We start from the raw sequence: 15552 nt of genomic DNA on the forward strand, positions 1-15552 counted from the left end.
ATGTAAGCTTCTGAACAACATTTATAGAAGAAACAAGAACTTTAAACAAGAGACTAGACAAATACATGTCTGTTCTCTTGTTTTTTATTGGACAACACCCTCTTAGGAAGTATAAAGATAAATTTTACAAACGCTTTCGGTTCAGTTATAATAATAAATGATAACTTGTATATATAAGTTGTGATAAGTAAGAAATCAGTTGAATGGAGGCAAATATCCATGACATTTAAAGACAAAGTCATTTATCAAATCTATCCCAAATCTTACAAAGACAGTAATGGTGATGGAATTGGAGATTTAAAAGGAATTAAAGAAAAACTGCCATATTTGAATGATCTAGGGATCGATATGATCTGGCTAAATCCTATTTATCCAAGTCCTCAAAAAGACAACGGTTATGATATCTCTGATTACACAGCCATCGATCCTATCTTTGGTACGATGGAAGAATTCGAGCAACTAATAGCTAAAGCAAAAGAATACCAAATAGAAGTCATGCTTGATATGGTATTGAATCATGTTTCGACAGAACATGAGTGGTTCAAAAAAGCACTAGCAGGGGATCAGTATTATCAGGACTTCTTCATTTTAAGAGAAGAACCAACGGACTGGGTATCAAAATTTGGTGGGAGTGCTTGGTCGCCCTTTGGAGATACAGGGAAATATTATCTGCACTTATATGATCAGACACAAGCTGACTTGAACTGGCGGAACCAAGCAGTAAGAGAGGAATTATTCAAAGTAGTTCGTTTTTGGATGGAAAAAGGGGTAAAAGGATTCCGTTTCGATGTTATCAATGTTATCGGTAAAGACGAGCAATTGAAAAATAATAAAGAAAATGATGGTAAACCTGAATATACAGACAAACCAATCACCCATACGTATCTAAAAGAATTGAACCAAGCAACGTTTGGGACGGATTCCACTATCATCACAGTCGGTGAAATGAGCTCTACGACGATCGAAAATTGTATCTTGTATACAGAACCTAGTAGAGAAGAATTATCAATGGTCTTTAATTTTCATCACTTGAAAGTCGACTATGAAAATGGCAATAAATGGTCAACTCCTCCATTTGATTTTGCAGAATTAAAGCGACTGTTCCATACTTGGGGAGAAAAGATGAGTGATGGTAATGGCTGGAATGCTTTATTTTTTAATAACCATGATCAGCCACGTGCGCTCAATCGGTTTGTAGCTATCGATCAGTATCGAAAACAAGGAGCAGAGATGCTAGCAACCATGATCCATTTAAATCGTGGAACACCATACATTTATATGGGAGAGGAAATCGGCATGGTCGATCCAGACTATTCCTCGATTTCCGACTATATTGACGTAGAAAGTTTGAATGCTTACAAGTTGCTCCTTGCACAAGGATGTACAGAAAAAGAGGCGTTCCGTCGAATCAAAGCAAAATCTCGTGATAACTCTCGAACACCCATGCAATGGTCCGATGCAGAACAAGCAGGTTTTACTACAGGAAAACCTTGGTTAAAAGTTGCAGGTAAGTTAGAAGAGATCAATGTAGAGAAAGAACGATCTTCTGAGGATTCTATTTTGTCCTATTATAAGAAATTGATTCGGTTGAGAAAAACATATCCAATCGTTGCACAAGGCGATTATCATGCTTATGGAGCAGATCATCCGCAAGTTTATGGCTATCTTCGCCAATTTGAAGGGCAGCAGCTACTTGTATTAACAAATTTCTATGATAAAGATACAAGGATCACCATTCCAGAAGGATTCACAGAAGCCGATATTCTTATCGATAATTATTCCGATACTGTTCTCCATCAAAACCTGGAGCTAAAACCATATCAGGCAATTGCTTTACTGAAAAACTAAAATAAAAAAGTATAAAACGCCGATCCTACGAGCTATTCTCGTGAGATCGACGTTTTGTGTTTTATTTAAAATAATCTTCTTCAGAAAATGAAGAGTGTTCATACTCTCCTTTGTCGCCATAAAATTTATTGTAGCGTTGTTTGAATTTACGGAAAATAAAAGTAACGAGTAATTTGACTAGCGTATAGATAGGAATACCGAAAATAACGCCCACAATTCCCATTAGATCACCCATGACAAGCAAAACGATCAAGATCGTAATCGGATGGATCTGCAAACGATCACCCATTACTCGAGGAATTACCAAGTCACCATGGAGAAGTTGTACGGCAAACCAGACAATGACAAATTTGACAGCCATAAAAGTAGAGTCTTGGAATGCAATGATCAAACCCGGGAAAAAAGCGATAAACGGTCCAATATATGGAATAATACATAATAACCCAGCAGAAATAGCTAAAACACTGGCAAATTCTAATCCGATCAGTAAGAAACAAACCCAGTAGACTGCTCCAAGGATAAATGAAGCAATGATCTGCCCCTTTAAAAATGAACCCAATTGTTGATTAGCAATCTTTGTCAAATTTTTAAAGTCTGTACGAAAGGCTGGTGGGACAATGGCTAAAACTGACTGATAAAATTTTTGAGGATTTCTCAAAAGGAAAAAAGTGACAATGGGCCCAGTAAATAAAGTAATGAAAATAGCTGTAACAGTTGAAAAAATATTGCTGATCCGTTGTGCGCCGCTTTCCCAATAATTTCCAATAAAGCCAGCTATATCAGACGTCACGTCATCAATAGAAGTAAAAAATTGATTAAATGAATCGGCAAAAGGTGTTTTCTCCAAAAATTGACGGAGACTCTCTTGGAAATCTTGAAATAAATCTGGCAAACTGCTAATCAATGTTTTTGTCTGTTCTTCAAGAAAAGGAACAAGCCATACGCTTCCAAGCCCCAATAAAAATAAAATAATCACATAAACAATAATGACTGACAGGTTCCTCGAAAGGTGCTTGCTTAAACGCTTGATGACTGGTTCCAAAAGATAATATAAGATCAGCGCAAACAATAATGGGGGCAAGATAGTAGCGATAATAATCCCAACAGGCTTGAATATAAATGAAATCTGATGGAAAAAATAAATGATCAGTGCCAGCAGGATCACCATACCTAAAACATAGTAAGAGGTTTTGCCTCCCAAAAAGCGGATCAAACGATTCGTTGTATCTGTTTCTTTTTTCACTCATTTTCCTCCTTTGTCTATAACTTTATTATAGACAAAAGAGGGGATAAAAGGAAAATGATAGAGGTTGATTGAAAAAATATCGTGAATCATCCATACAAAAGTTCTCCTCAATTAAAATAAGAAAACGCTTGACAGCTCTTTTAACCCTATGATAAATTAAATTCTGTTGCTAAAACGTAACTATTACGATTTACTAGAGGCGAATCGGAACATTATGAAAGAAGATGAGAAGGAGTGTTATAAATGAAACGACTGATAGGTATATTGGCTACACTGGTTTTAACAGGTATGTTAGCTGGTTGCGGGGCAAGTGGAGAAGCAGGGGACAGTAAAGAAAAATTGAGCGTGATGACGACCTTTTATCCTATGTATGATTTTACAAAAGCAATCGTCGGGGATGAAGGAGAAGTAGAATTATTGATTCCAGCAGGGACTGATTCCCACGATTATGAACCTTCTGCTAAAGACATGGCAAAGATCCAAGATACAGATATCTTTGTTTATAATGATGAAAACATGGAAACATGGGTCCCCGCAATCCAAAAAACATTACAAGAAGGCAACGTCCATACGATAAAGGCGACAGAAGGTATGCTTTTACTTCCGGGAAGTGAAGAAGGACATGATCATGACCATGAACACGGGGAAGAAGGTCATACACATGAGTTAGACCCGCATGTATGGTTAGCACCAAGTTTAGCAATCAAGCAGGTAGCAAGCATACGTGATCAGCTGATTGAAGCCTACCCAGAAAAACAGGAAGTATGGACAAAAAATGCAGCAGCCTATACCGAGAAACTTCAAGCACTCCATCAGCTTTATCAAGAAACATTTAAGCAAGCAAAACAAAGATCTTTTGTCACGCAACATGCTGCATTCAACTATCTGGCATTAGAATATGGATTGAATCAAGTATCTATTGCTGGTCTTTATTCTAGTGAAGAACCCTCTGCGGCGAGAATCGCTGAACTGAAACACTTTGTTAAAGAACATGGGATCAACTATATTTATTTTGAAGAAAACGCCAAAGATAGTATTGCTAGAACGTTAGCAAACGAAGCAGGTGTATCTTTAGAAGTATTGAATCCTTTGGAGGGGTTGACGAATGAACAAATAGAAAATGGAGAAAACTATCTTTCTATCATGGAAGCAAACCTCGAAGCGTTGAAAAAAACGACAGAGACAGAAAACCCGTTAGAAGATACTTTGACCCCCAAAAAAGAAAAGAGCGTCTATAACGGTTATTTCGAAGACGAGGATGTACAAGATCGCTCTCTTTCAGATTGGTCAGGAACTTGGCAGACAGTAGATACGTATGTAGAAGATGGGACATTTGATCCTGTTTTTGAATATAAAGAAAAATTGAATCAGGATAAAACAGCACAAGAATATAAAGAATACTATACGAAGGGCTATCAAACAGATATTGCTTCAATCAAGATCGGTGAGAAAGAGATGGCATTTACGTTTAAGGATGGAACAACGAAACGTTCAAATTATCGTTATGTAGGGAAAGAAATCTTGACCTACGAGGCAGGAAACCGTGGTGTAAGGTATCTATTCGAAGCAGAAGATAAGGAAAGTGGCGCGTTTAGATATATTCAATTCAGTGATCACACGATTGCACCGGCTGACTCCGAACATTTTCATTTATATGCAGGAAATGAAAGTCAAGAAGCATTGCTAAAAGAAATGGAAAATTGGCCAACATTTTATCCAGACACAATGGATGGCCGTGAAATTGCACAGGAAATGCTTTTGCACTGAGAGACAAAAAGAACCGAAGGGTTTGGATCGGCTGATTATTTAGTCGGTCCAAACTATTCGGTTCTTTTTATGAAATTAACTTTTTTAATCCACGGATAGAGACAGGGATAGTCTCACCGTTTGCCAACGTGACTTCTCTGGTTTTTTTATTAATCGACCGCACGTTTTGTGTGTTGATAACATAAGATTTATGGCAACGAATAAAATTCCGATGCATTTTCTCGATTTCTTTGATCTTCTCGTAGAATTGCAATTGAGCATGAGTCAAATGAACTTCCAATTTATGTGGTGCGCCTAACGAAGTAGAAAAATATTGGATTTCTTTGATCGGTAAAAATTTGATCTCATCATTGAACTCTATTTTGAAGATATCTTTTTGGATCTGGGACATTTGAAAATCTTCAAAAATTTTGCTCAGGATCTGCTCGACATTTTCTTTTAAATCATAAAGGTCTTCTTTCACAATATAGTCAGTCGGCTCAATGTTGCTTTTTAAGATTTTCATCGACATTTCCGTATGAGAAGTCACGTAGATGATTTTTCCTAAAGGATCTAATTCACGGATCAATTTACCAATCGCTACGCCATCCATTTCACTGTCTTCTAATTCAATATCTAAAAAGTAAATACCAAAAGAAGAAGTTCTGATCTTGGCCGCATTGAGAAGTTCTTCCGGATCAGAGGTAGAAATATGAACATAACTGTCTAAGTTTTCAATCATGATCCTGTTTTTGATCACCGTTGATAAAACTTCCAATTGTTTTGGATCGTCTTCACAAATATAAATGGGAATCATATCATTACTCCTTTATTTTATTTGTATATAAATCGTTTGAGAAAAACGTTGGTTTTCAATTGATGTTTCAAGGAAAAGATAAGGGTTTGTCTTTGTCAATTCATCCAAGATAAACAAGCCAAGTCCTTCGTTTTTTGGATTTGTTTTTGTTGAGAAACCTTTTTGTTTCAACTGGTTTAACGGTAATGTATTGGTTGTTGTATTGATTACACGAATCATCACGGAATGATTTTTCTTGATGATTGTCAATTCGATCTTTTTCTTCTTTGCAGCACTAGCTCCTTCAATCGCATTGTCCAAGATAATACCAAGCATACGTACAAGGTTTACCGTATGTTTCGTATCCAACTCGATTGGCTTAGGAAAATGAAGCTGGACGATCAATCCTTTTTCCTGTGCCATCATAAGTTTTAATGACAGCAAACTGCGTATTTCAGGAACTTTCATATTATCCAACATACTTAGATTGGCCGGGAAAAGGTTCATCATCTGGCGTGTAGGCAATATCGTTTGATCGTAGTACGACCGTAATCCTTCCAAGTCGCCTTCTGCAATATAGCTGTGAAGAGAAAAGAGCAGATTTTGGTAATCATGTTTGAATTCTCTCAAGTCTTGATAGTTTTTTTCCAGATCTTTGATATAATCCTGCTGCATCCTGACTTGTTGCTCTAACAACTGATCAGCTAACTTCTTATTAGAGATTTTCCAATAATAAACCAAGATGATCAAGCCGACACACAGATAGAGAATAAAAAAACTAGTATTCAAAGCTAAGACATCAGGTGTTTCACCAGAAAAACGGGTATAAAAAATAATGATATAGTATGTAAATAATATCAACGTCCCAATCGTACCGATCATACGGCGGTCCACTGTGTGAAACCAAGTCTCTAACGATTTTTTAAAACAAAAAGCTAATAAAGCAGATAAAAGAGCGGATAAGGCAATGTGAAAATACTGCAAGGAATCTCCTGGTTCAACAACCGCAGATTTCAAAACAAAAAAATCGCCGATGCTTGTTAAATGATCTCCTAAAAGCGACGTCAATAATCCAAAAGGAAGCGCGTAAACTAATTGTTGACGCGAAGTCGAAAAGAAGAAAAAAGTAAGCATCAGCATTCCTATAGCAATTAGAGCAGTAAAAATCCCTAAAACTGAGTAGACCCATCCAATCAAAATGCAAGAAATCAGAGTGAATCCTGCAAACAGATAATTGTATCGGATATGATGGTCAATCAATAAGATACAAATTGTGTAAATCAAATATTGCAACGCTATGGACCATAAAAACATAAAGTACAGCTCCCATTGATTTTTACCAAATTATAGCACAATTAGCGTATTATTTTTTTAATTTTTCAGGGATTTTGAATTCAGAACTCATACCAAAGCAGCAGCCAGATACAAAAAAGTCAGATAAGTTAGTTAATTGTTTAATGATTGTTTTTTTCATGAAAGATTCCTCCAAAATTCATCAAGTAGTTTGTAATAGGGAGCAACGTAGCTATTTCTAAAACAATCCCAAGTAGCAAATAGGTAGAAAAGTAAGAAGCTGAGAAAAATAAAGTGATGAGAGAAAAAATTAGAAACATGCTGATCGCCTTCTTTAATAATGGTGGACGTTTCTCGGGTTCAATGGGATTGATGGCTGTACCTCTTGATCCATAGCGAAGCAGTAACAAAAAGCAGCTGATTAACAAAAAGACCATCATTGGGAAGGAGATAGTCAATTGCAGATGTTTCATCACCAAAGGAACGCCCCATAAATAAAGCAGTGTCCACAGCAGACAAACGAATTCAGAGTCGGAATGCAATCCATAAGCATATCTGCGGATGCAGATATAGGAAAGAAAGGTGATTCCTGTTTCCGCCCATGAGCCCGTCACCAGAGAAAACACTAGAACGACCGCTAGTTTTCCAAGGTTGTTCAATAAAACTTCTAAGGCAAATTTTACTTGGACATACACCATATCTTCTTCCGATTTGTCTCCGCTGAATAAGGTTTCTAATAATTTGTTCACAACTTTATCTTTCATCTCATACGTACCTCCACCACAAATTCTATGCTAAAAAAAATAAAAAACGTGTTTTGTTTCATAAAAAGTGGTTTTGACATCAAAACCGTCATGATTTCCTTAAAAAAAATCTTCATTTTTTTAAATCCTTTCCAAAAAAGGTGACAGTTTTGATACGAAAAGTACATTTTATGACAAGTTTGTGTTTTTTCGAGTATTTTATGTTAAAAATTTACTGACCTTAGAAAAGGTGATGGAGGGATTCTTATGGAAAATGAACAATTGTTTGAAGTCGGCGAAACATATGCATTTAAATCTGATTTATTTGAATCACCAATAAAAGGAAAAATAGAAAAAATCTATGAAAATAGCGTGATGATACGTGTCATGAATTGCGCAGCAGAAGACAATGATACCGCTCATAATCTGCACTGGCAGTTAGTCGTACGCAAATCAAGTACAATAGAAGAATAAAAACAGATAAAATGTTGAGAGCATAAAAGAGTAGAAGTTCATCCATTCTACTCTTTTATTTTCATGAATAGGCGTGACTTCTAGCTACTATTGGCGAAGCAGCCTTTAAGGAGCAGATAAAGTCAAGGCTTTTATTTCTATAAATGAAGTAGTAAAATGAAGAACAGATTTTATTACAGGAAGGATGCCGATAATTGTGATTATTGTTGCAGGAACGATCGGTGCAGGGAAAAGCACACTGACTGAAATGCTTGCCCAAGATTTAGAAACAAAACCTTTTTATGAGAACGTGGAGGATAATGAAGTATTGCCACTGTTTTATTCTAATCCGGAAAAGTATACTTTTTTATTGCAGATATTTTTTTTGAACAAACGTTTTTTGGCGATTAAAGATGCTTTCAGCCATGATGACAATGTACTAGACCGCTCCATCTACGAAGATAGTATGTTGTTTCATCTGAATGCCGATTTAGGGCGTGTTTCTGAAGTAGAAGTAAAGCAGTATGAGGGTCTTTTAGAGACGATGCTGAAGGAATTAGAAGAAATTTCGCCGCAAAAGAAACCGGATCTACTGGTTTATATTCGTGTATCCTTTGAAACTATGTTAGCAAGAATCAAAAAAAGAGGTCGGGAATATGAACAGCTAGAGCAAGATCCTGAACTCTATTCCTACTATAAAGAACTCAATCGACGTTATGAAGAATGGTATGAACAGTTTGATATATGTCCCAAAATAGTAATCGATGGGGACAAATACGATTTCGTAGCCGATCCAGCATGTGGAGAACAAATCGTACAAGAAATCAAGATGCGGGCAAAGAAAATGACAGAAGAGGCAGATGGCCAGTCGATCCGCTACACTACAAATAACCCGAAAGCAAAGGGTATCTTTACAACTAAATAATAAAAAAACTAAGCAAATTGCTCACTCACAAAATTTCTTTGTGAACAGCATCCTGCTTAGTTTTTTTGATTCAGGGGAATCAAAAGGTGAAACGGTTCGTATGATAAAACTGCCATAACTGAAATGTCTGAGTGAGGGCCATGATCAAGAATAAAATAGAAACGACCAAAATCGAATAGGCGCCAAACAAATGATGACAGAATACAAGGACAATAGCCCCTGCGATAAAGGCAAGAACGACAGTTAAATAGTGGAAAAATCGATCAAAATCTGCTTTTTCTTTAGAAATACAATAATCATATAAATTTGTTGCTACCCCTTTTAAATTTCCTGTTGTGAATAAATTGGTGTAGGCACGCCCGTTGATTTTATCAAAAGCCACCCACTGGATCGAGGCCGTAAAAGCAATTAAAATCGTTACTAATGCGGGATGTTCATGGACAGGTGTCAAACTGACAAAGAAAAAAATCACCGCTTCATAATATAGAACAAATAAGCGCCAGAAATGTTTTTCTTTTTTTCTAAAATAATCAATCAAATACTTTGTTAGAAGAATCCCTAAGAAAAAGAAAAGGGTAGACAATACTTTTTTGCCAACGCTTAGCCACTCTCCGTCAAAAGCTTGGATGATCGATAGGATGATATTGCCAGTTTGAGCAGAGGCAAAAGCACCATACTGGATATAAGTATAACTGTCCATTGCTCCTCCGATAAATGTCAGCAAAAGACCTATTGTACGCCCTTCGTGAAAGGAAGTCTGCATTTTTTTCATCACCTTTTATGAATATAATTTTGTCTTCCTTATCTTAGCATAAACGATTGAAAAAAAGGAAAAATTTTCAGAAAACTAAAATCATCTCGCTCCCCATTTTCATTTTTAGAAAGGTCTGTTAGTATAAAGAAAAAATAGACAACGAGATTTTAAATAATCAAATTGGAAGAAACAACTTCAAAGAAGAAAGATGGGAAGGAAATCAATCAGTTGGATGAAAAAGAAATTCTCCGATTACAAAAAGAACTGAATCGTTGGGAGAACAAATATAAAAAGCTTCAACAAGTCTTTCGGCTACAAGAAGAAATCATTGCTACCTATGAAGCGGCTTATGGAGAAGCCCCTGGACTTATTGAGGAAGAAATGCAGGAAAAAGAAAGCAAAGAAAACAACTCTTTCTTTAAAATGATGGAGAAACGTTCTTATAATCGCTTCAATCAAGAACAAAAAGCAGCTATCACATACGATATGCAGAAACATCTTCGAATCATAGCGGGAGCTGGGAGCGGCAAGACGCAAACAATCTGTGCAAAAGCTGTGTACCTGATGACACAAAAACAAGTAGACGAAGAACGCATACTGATGATTACTTTTACACGGAATGCTGCAAATGAACTAAAAAAACGAGTAGATAATTTCAGCCAAAGGAAAACTGCTGTCCATATCGGAACATTCCACAGTATCTTTTTCAGGATATACAATGAGATTTGTCGAAAATTCCCTGATGTGGCAATGCAAGGGATACAAGGAGACTTTTCAAAAGATACTGCGCAAAAAGTAAATGCTGTTTTGCAACAGCTGATACGTAAATATAATCTTTATCTTTTTGATCAATATGGAGAAAAAACGATTGCTTCTCGCTTAGACTATTGGCAGAATATGAACCTATCAATAGAAGAAATGATCCAGTTAGTTAAAGAAAAATATGATTCCATTGATAAGAATACAAGACAACCGATATCAGAACGACTGTATGGATTGCTCACAGAACTCCAAGAACAAAAAAGAAGGCAGCAATTGTTAGAGTTCAATGATGTACTCCAAAATTTGAAAAGCGCTTTGGAGAATGACGAGATTCAGCGCTATATTGGACAGAAATATGATTATCTATTTATTGATGAATTTCAGGATACTAATCCACTTCAATGGGAAATCGTGAAGCGGATGACAAAGGAAAACGGGATCAAGTTAATCGTTGTTGGAGATGATGACCAAAGTATCTATGGATTCAGAGGATCAGAGCCAGCATATATCAAGAACTTTGAAAAAGAATATCCTACTAAAACTCTTTTCTTATTAACTAATTACCGCTCTCGGGCAGCTATTGTCCAAGGAGCGAATAGATTGATCAGCTATAACAAAAATGATCGGATACCAAAGGCGATGATTCCAGCACAAAAAGAAGCGGGCATTATGGAGGCTTATTTGTTCTCAGATACAAAAGCAGAAAGCCAGTGGCTGATAAGTCAAATTCAGTCATTTATTCAAAAAAATGGGAAATATAAGGAATCGATCATATTATACCGATCGGCTTCGCAAACACAGCAACTTGTCCAATCTCTGCTGAAAACGAATATTCCTTTTGTACTGGAAGCAGATAGTCCATATGAAGGTATCTTTGGCATCAAGTTTTTCCAACAGTTCTATCAAAAAATCGTTCATTGGCAAACAGCACAGAATCCGCAAAAGAAAAATCAGGCCTATCAGCAGTTGTTGCGGCAGCTGATGGTAGACTGCTATCTGAAAAAAAATGAATGTGATCAATACTTTTCTCCTAAATATCAAAATATAGCCATTACGGATTATATTTTGTCGGTAAGACCTAATTTAAAATCCAAATCTGCAGAAATCCGCCAGTTTGAGGAAGCGTTGCGTAAAACAGACCAGCATCAAGAAATCTATTCGCTTGTACAAAGCTATCTTCATCTGCCACGTATAGCTAAGGAAATCGATCAGAGTGATCAAGAATGGATACGAGAAGAAGTAAAGCAACATGCTACTTTTAGAAGTATCCAAACCTTATCGCAAGAAATCCAAGCAACAGCTAAAGAATTAAAAACCCGCTTGATTGCTTACAGACAAGGAAAACTTGATGCGCTATGTATCCAGAGCATTCATAAAAGTAAAGGTCTTAGTTACAGAAATGTCTTTTTAATTGGCTGTAACGAAGGAAGTTTGCCTTATAACGGAGCAACAGAAAAGAAAGTCATTGACTCTAATGAAATAAAAGCAGAACCAGCGACGACGATAGAAGAAGAACGAAGACTATTTTATGTTGCGATGACTAGAGCAAGAAATCGTCTGTATCTATGTGTACCTCAAATGAAAAATACAAGAAAATTGAAAGTATCGAGATTTGTCAAAGAAACCGGTAGTCGTATGAAAAAAGGAAAGTGATGGAAAAGAGGTTGTGACAGGAGTGGTCAGCTTCAAGAAATAAGAAGGAATTTACGGAAATTGCTTCTCAAATTTTTGTAAAATTTCGGCTTATTTTCGAAGAAGCTACTTCTGGAACACCGTTTATTCGGAAAAGGGAGGTGTGACAAGATTTTTGTCACACCTCCCTTATTTATTTTTTAAAAATGAGAATACTATTATTAAAATAGGGAATAAATAGAATAATTCTCATTATTTAAACGCAAATAATCGATTTTTTTTCGACTTTTTTTATTTTTTATTAGCTAATAATTGGTATTTTAAAAGAAATTGCTGTAGAATTGGATTATAATTAAAAAGGAGTGAGAAAATGATAAAAGTATATACTTCGCCTAGCTGTACTTCCTGTAGAAAAGCAAGAGCATGGTTGCAAGCAAATCAACTTGAATTTGAAGAGAAGAATATTTTTGCCGAACCGTTAACAGAAAGTGAGATCAAAAAGATCTTAGCAGCGACTGAAGGAGGAGTTCAAGATATTATTTCCACTCGGTCGAAAATTTACGAGAAGTTGGGAATAGATTTTAACGAATTAACTTTAAAGCAAATGATCGTCCTATTCAAAGAATATCCTTCATTATTGAGACGACCTATTTTGATTGATGAAAAAAGAATACTAATCGGATTCAATGAAGATGAAATCCGGTCATTTGTCCCTCGTGAAATTCGGTGTGTTGCTAGAAACCTAATCTATTTACAAAACAATAACATCTTAAATTCATAGGGAGGGAGTCTTCGTGGAAGTGAAAGTCTATGGATCGGCGCACTGTGTAACCAGTCTGAAGGCGAAACAATGGTTAGAATACCATCAATTGCCTTATCAATTTGTTGACTTAGAAGAACGCGATCTAAGTACAGAAGAAGCAGAAGAATTATGCAGTTTTGAAGAAGTGCAAGCAGAACAGCTATTTGCGACTTGGTCTGAGGCTTTCCATAACATTGCGATAGACCTTTCCTCTGTAGGTAAAAAAACAACTGATTTCTTTATGTACACAACATACAAAACTCCTTAGACGTCCGTTGATCATTATCGATGAAGTTCTATTTATTGGATACAATGAGCAGTTGATGGAGCAACTTATCCTAAATAAATAGTCTTTACCTATTTTAATCAATTTCTGAGCGCTTCGTACAGTTGGAACAGTCGAACACTTAACATCAAGTGTGTTATGTGTTCTTTTTTTTGTCTTTATTTTTCTACTATAAAAGATATGCTCGATTTATTTGGTCAAAATTCAAATGTACGAGGGAAAATAGGCTGAGAAATATATTGACATGTGTAAATTTACATGATATATTCATTTTTGTTGTTTTAAGTAATACGCAAATAAAGCAGCATTAAAAAAACTTGAAAAATAGTTATTGACATGTTGATGATGACATGATAAGATAACTGAGTCGTTAAAAAAGAACAGCTTACGAAGCTTGATTCTATCGAAAAAAACTTCAAAAAAAGTTCTTGACAAATAACAAACAACAAGTTATGATAAATGAGTTGTTGAAAGATTTCGAAAAAACGAAATCGAAAAAACTTTTAAAAAAGAGTTGACAATCACTTGTCGCTCTGATATGATATAAAAGTTGCTACGGCAGCCAAAAATAAATCGGAAAAACACTTCCGATGAAGTAGACCTTTGAAAACTGAACAAAGTAAGACAAACCAAATGTGTAGGGCGTCTTGATTCAATTCAAGACAACAAACATTTTTAACAAGCAAGCAATATGCTAGCAAACAAATTGAGCTTAACAATCGCAAGATTGTTCGAACTTTTTATGAGAGTTTGATCCTGGCTCAGGACGAACGCTGGCGGCGTGCCTAATACATGCAAGTCGTACGCTTCTTTTTCCACCGGAGCTTGCTCCACCGGAAAAAGAGGAGTGGCGAACGGGTGAGTAACACGTGGGTAACCTGCCCATCAGAAGGGGATAACACTTGGAAACAGGTGCTAATACCGTATAACAATCGAAACCGCATGGTTTTGATTTGAAAGGCGCTTTCGGGTGTCACTGATGGATGGACCCGCGGTGCATTAGCTAGTTGGTGAGGTAACGGCTCACCAAGGCCACGATGCATAGCCGACCTGAGAGGGTGATCGGCCACATTGGGACTGAGACACGGCCCAAACTCCTACGGGAGGCAGCAGTAGGGAATCTTCGGCAATGGACGAAAGTCTGACCGAGCAACGCCGCGTGAGTGAAGAAGGTTTTCGGATCGTAAAACTCTGTTGTTAGAGAAGAACAAGGATGAGAGTAACTGTTCATCCCTTGACGGTATCTAACCAGAAAGCCACGGCTAACTACGTGCCAGCAGCCGCGGTAATACGTAGGTGGCAAGCGTTGTCCGGATTTATTGGGCGTAAAGCGAGCGCAGGCGGTTTCTTAAGTCTGATGTGAAAGCCCCCGGCTCAACCGGGGAGGGTCATTGGAAACTGGGAGACTTGAGTGCAGAAGAGGAGAGTGGAATTCCATGTGTAGCGGTGAAATGCGTAGATATATGGAGGAACACCAGTGGCGAAGGCGGCTCTCTGGTCTGTAACTGACGCTGAGGCTCGAAAGCGTGGGGAGCAAACAGGATTAGATACCCTGGTAGTCCACGCCGTAAACGATGAGTGCTAAGTGTTGGAGGGTTTCCGCCCTTCAGTGCTGCAGCTAACGCATTAAGCACTCCGCCTGGGGAGTACGACCGCAAGGTTGAAACTCAAAGGAATTGACGGGGGCCCGCACAAGCGGTGGAGCATGTGGTTTAATTCGAAGCAACGCGAAGAACCTTACCAGGTCTTGACATCCTTTGACCACTCTAGAGATAGAGCTTCCCCTTCGGGGGCAAAGTGACAGGTGGTGCATGGTTGTCGTCAGCTCGTGTCGTGAGATGTTGGGTTAAGTCCCGCAACGAGCGCAACCCTTATTGTTAGTTGCCATCATTCAGTTGGGCACTCTAGCAAGACTGCCGGTGACAAACCGGAGGAAGGTGGGGATGACGTCAAATCATCATGCCCCTTATGACCTGGGCTACACACGTGCTACAATGGGAAGTACAACGAGTTGCGAAGTCGCGAGGCTAAGCTAATCTCTTAAAGCTTCTCTCAGTTCGGATTGCAGGCTGCAACTCGCCTGCATGAAGCCGGAATCGCTAGTAATCGCGGATCAGCACGCCGCGGTGAATACGTTCCCGGGCCTTGTACACACCGCCCGTCACACCACGAGAGTTTGTAACACCCGAAGTCGGTGAGGTAACCTTTTTGGAGCCAGCCGCCTAAGGTGGGATAGATGATTGGGGTGAAGTCGTAACAAGGTAGC

Annotated in this window: 11 protein-coding genes, 1 rRNA gene and 1 pseudogene (1 of these 13 running past the window's edge); 8 read left to right on the forward strand and 5 right to left on the reverse strand. The window is 37.6% G+C overall.

The window, feature by feature from the left end:
• Positions 1 to 219 precede the first annotated feature (219 nt).
• Positions 220 to 1848 (forward strand): alpha,alpha-phosphotrehalase, encoded by a 1629-nt coding sequence (treC, locus tag QK255_RS02170; protein ID WP_002293254.1) that lies wholly within the window; start codon positions 220 to 222, stop codon positions 1846 to 1848.
• A 61-nt stretch (positions 1849 to 1909) separates the two neighbouring features.
• Here treC and QK255_RS02175 read toward each other — a convergent pair whose 3' ends face one another.
• The gene (locus tag QK255_RS02175; protein ID WP_002293256.1) at positions 1910 to 3091 is read right to left on the reverse strand and encodes an AI-2E family transporter; all 1182 of its coding nucleotides are present in this window, start codon (positions 3089 to 3091) and stop codon (positions 1910 to 1912) included.
• A gap of 246 nt (positions 3092 to 3337) precedes the next feature.
• Here QK255_RS02175 and QK255_RS02180 point away from each other — a divergent pair, with 246 nt between their 5' ends.
• A complete protein-coding gene (locus tag QK255_RS02180; RefSeq protein ID WP_002293257.1) occupies positions 3338 to 4861 on the forward strand; it encodes a zinc ABC transporter substrate-binding protein AdcA in 1524 nt (507 codons plus the stop codon).
• 67 nt (positions 4862 to 4928) lie between these two features.
• On the opposite strand, the gene QK255_RS02185 is transcribed toward QK255_RS02180, so the two are convergent.
• The 3 genes from QK255_RS02185 to QK255_RS02195 all read right to left on the reverse strand — a co-directional run bounded on the left by QK255_RS02185 (position 4929) and on the right by QK255_RS02195 (position 7693).
• Positions 4929 to 5657 carry a LytR/AlgR family response regulator transcription factor gene (locus QK255_RS02185; RefSeq protein WP_002293258.1) on the reverse strand — a complete coding sequence of 243 codons (729 nt, stop codon included), beginning with the start codon at positions 5655 to 5657 and terminating at the stop codon, positions 4929 to 4931.
• A gap of 12 nt (positions 5658 to 5669) precedes the next feature.
• A complete protein-coding gene (locus QK255_RS02190; RefSeq protein ID WP_002293259.1) occupies positions 5670 to 6950 on the reverse strand; it encodes a sensor histidine kinase in 1281 nt (426 codons plus the stop codon).
• Positions 6951 to 7090: 140 nt separating this feature from the next.
• Positions 7091 to 7693, reverse strand: a complete 603-nt coding sequence (locus tag QK255_RS02195; RefSeq protein ID WP_002293263.1) for an accessory gene regulator B family protein — start codon at positions 7691 to 7693, stop codon at positions 7091 to 7093.
• Positions 7694 to 7939: 246 nt separating this feature from the next.
• On the opposite strand from QK255_RS02195, the gene QK255_RS02200 reads away from it, so the two are divergent.
• Entirely contained in the window at positions 7940 to 8146 is a 207-nt protein-coding gene (locus QK255_RS02200; RefSeq protein WP_002293266.1) for a hypothetical protein, read from the forward strand.
• Between the two features lie 184 nt (positions 8147 to 8330).
• On the forward strand, positions 8331 to 9050 hold the full coding sequence (locus QK255_RS02205) for a deoxynucleoside kinase (RefSeq protein WP_016853096.1): 720 nt from the start codon (positions 8331 to 8333) through the stop codon (positions 9048 to 9050).
• A gap of 79 nt (positions 9051 to 9129) precedes the next feature.
• Here the strand turns inward: QK255_RS02205 and QK255_RS02210 are convergent, their stop codons facing one another.
• Positions 9130 to 9813 carry a YoaK family protein gene (locus QK255_RS02210; RefSeq protein WP_002293268.1) on the reverse strand — a complete coding sequence of 228 codons (684 nt, stop codon included), beginning with the start codon at positions 9811 to 9813 and terminating at the stop codon, positions 9130 to 9132.
• A 219-nt stretch (positions 9814 to 10032) separates the two neighbouring features.
• On the opposite strand from QK255_RS02210, the gene QK255_RS02215 reads away from it, so the two are divergent.
• From QK255_RS02215 to QK255_RS02230, 4 genes and pseudogenes are all read left to right on the forward strand, one after another.
• On the forward strand, positions 10033 to 12219 hold the full coding sequence (locus tag QK255_RS02215) for an ATP-dependent helicase (protein WP_002336062.1): 2187 nt from the start codon (positions 10033 to 10035) through the stop codon (positions 12217 to 12219).
• 349 nt (positions 12220 to 12568) lie between these two features.
• Positions 12569 to 12979: a Spx/MgsR family RNA polymerase-binding regulatory protein gene (locus tag QK255_RS02220; RefSeq protein ID WP_002286258.1), complete on the forward strand. Its 411-nt coding sequence runs from the start codon at positions 12569 to 12571 to the stop codon at positions 12977 to 12979.
• Between the two features lie 13 nt (positions 12980 to 12992).
• Positions 12993 to 13350: pseudogene (locus QK255_RS02225) on the forward strand (Spx/MgsR family RNA polymerase-binding regulatory protein).
• A 674-nt stretch (positions 13351 to 14024) separates the two neighbouring features.
• A 16S ribosomal RNA gene (locus tag QK255_RS02230) occupies positions 14025 to 15552 on the forward strand (it continues 33 nt past the right edge of the window).

The organism is Enterococcus sp. ZQ21, from assembly GCF_030053755.1.
GTDB classification, from domain to species: Bacteria; Bacillota; Bacilli; order Lactobacillales; family Enterococcaceae; genus Enterococcus_B; species Enterococcus_B lactis.

Bases quoted from the DNA above. Each gene is read 5' to 3' on its own strand.
- treC (WP_002293254.1), top strand. From the start codon at position 220: ATGACATTTAAAGACAAAGTCATTTATCAAATCTATCCCAAATCTTAC.
- QK255_RS02180 (WP_002293257.1), top strand. From the start codon at position 3,338: ATGAAACGACTGATAGGTATATTGGCTACACTGGTTTTAACAGGTATG.
- QK255_RS02185 (WP_002293258.1), bottom strand. From the start codon at position 5,657: ATGATTCCCATTTATATTTGTGAAGACGATCCAAAACAATTGGAAGTT.
- QK255_RS02190 (WP_002293259.1), bottom strand. From the start codon at position 6,950: ATGTTTTTATGGTCCATAGCGTTGCAATATTTGATTTACACAATTTGT.
- QK255_RS02195 (WP_002293263.1), bottom strand. From the start codon at position 7,693: ATGAAAGATAAAGTTGTGAACAAATTATTAGAAACCTTATTCAGCGGA.
- QK255_RS02200 (WP_002293266.1), top strand. From the start codon at position 7,940: ATGGAAAATGAACAATTGTTTGAAGTCGGCGAAACATATGCATTTAAA.
- QK255_RS02205 (WP_016853096.1), top strand. From the start codon at position 8,331: ATGCCGATAATTGTGATTATTGTTGCAGGAACGATCGGTGCAGGGAAA.
- QK255_RS02210 (WP_002293268.1), bottom strand. From the start codon at position 9,813: ATGCAGACTTCCTTTCACGAAGGGCGTACAATAGGTCTTTTGCTGACA.
- QK255_RS02220 (WP_002286258.1), top strand. From the start codon at position 12,569: ATGATAAAAGTATATACTTCGCCTAGCTGTACTTCCTGTAGAAAAGCA.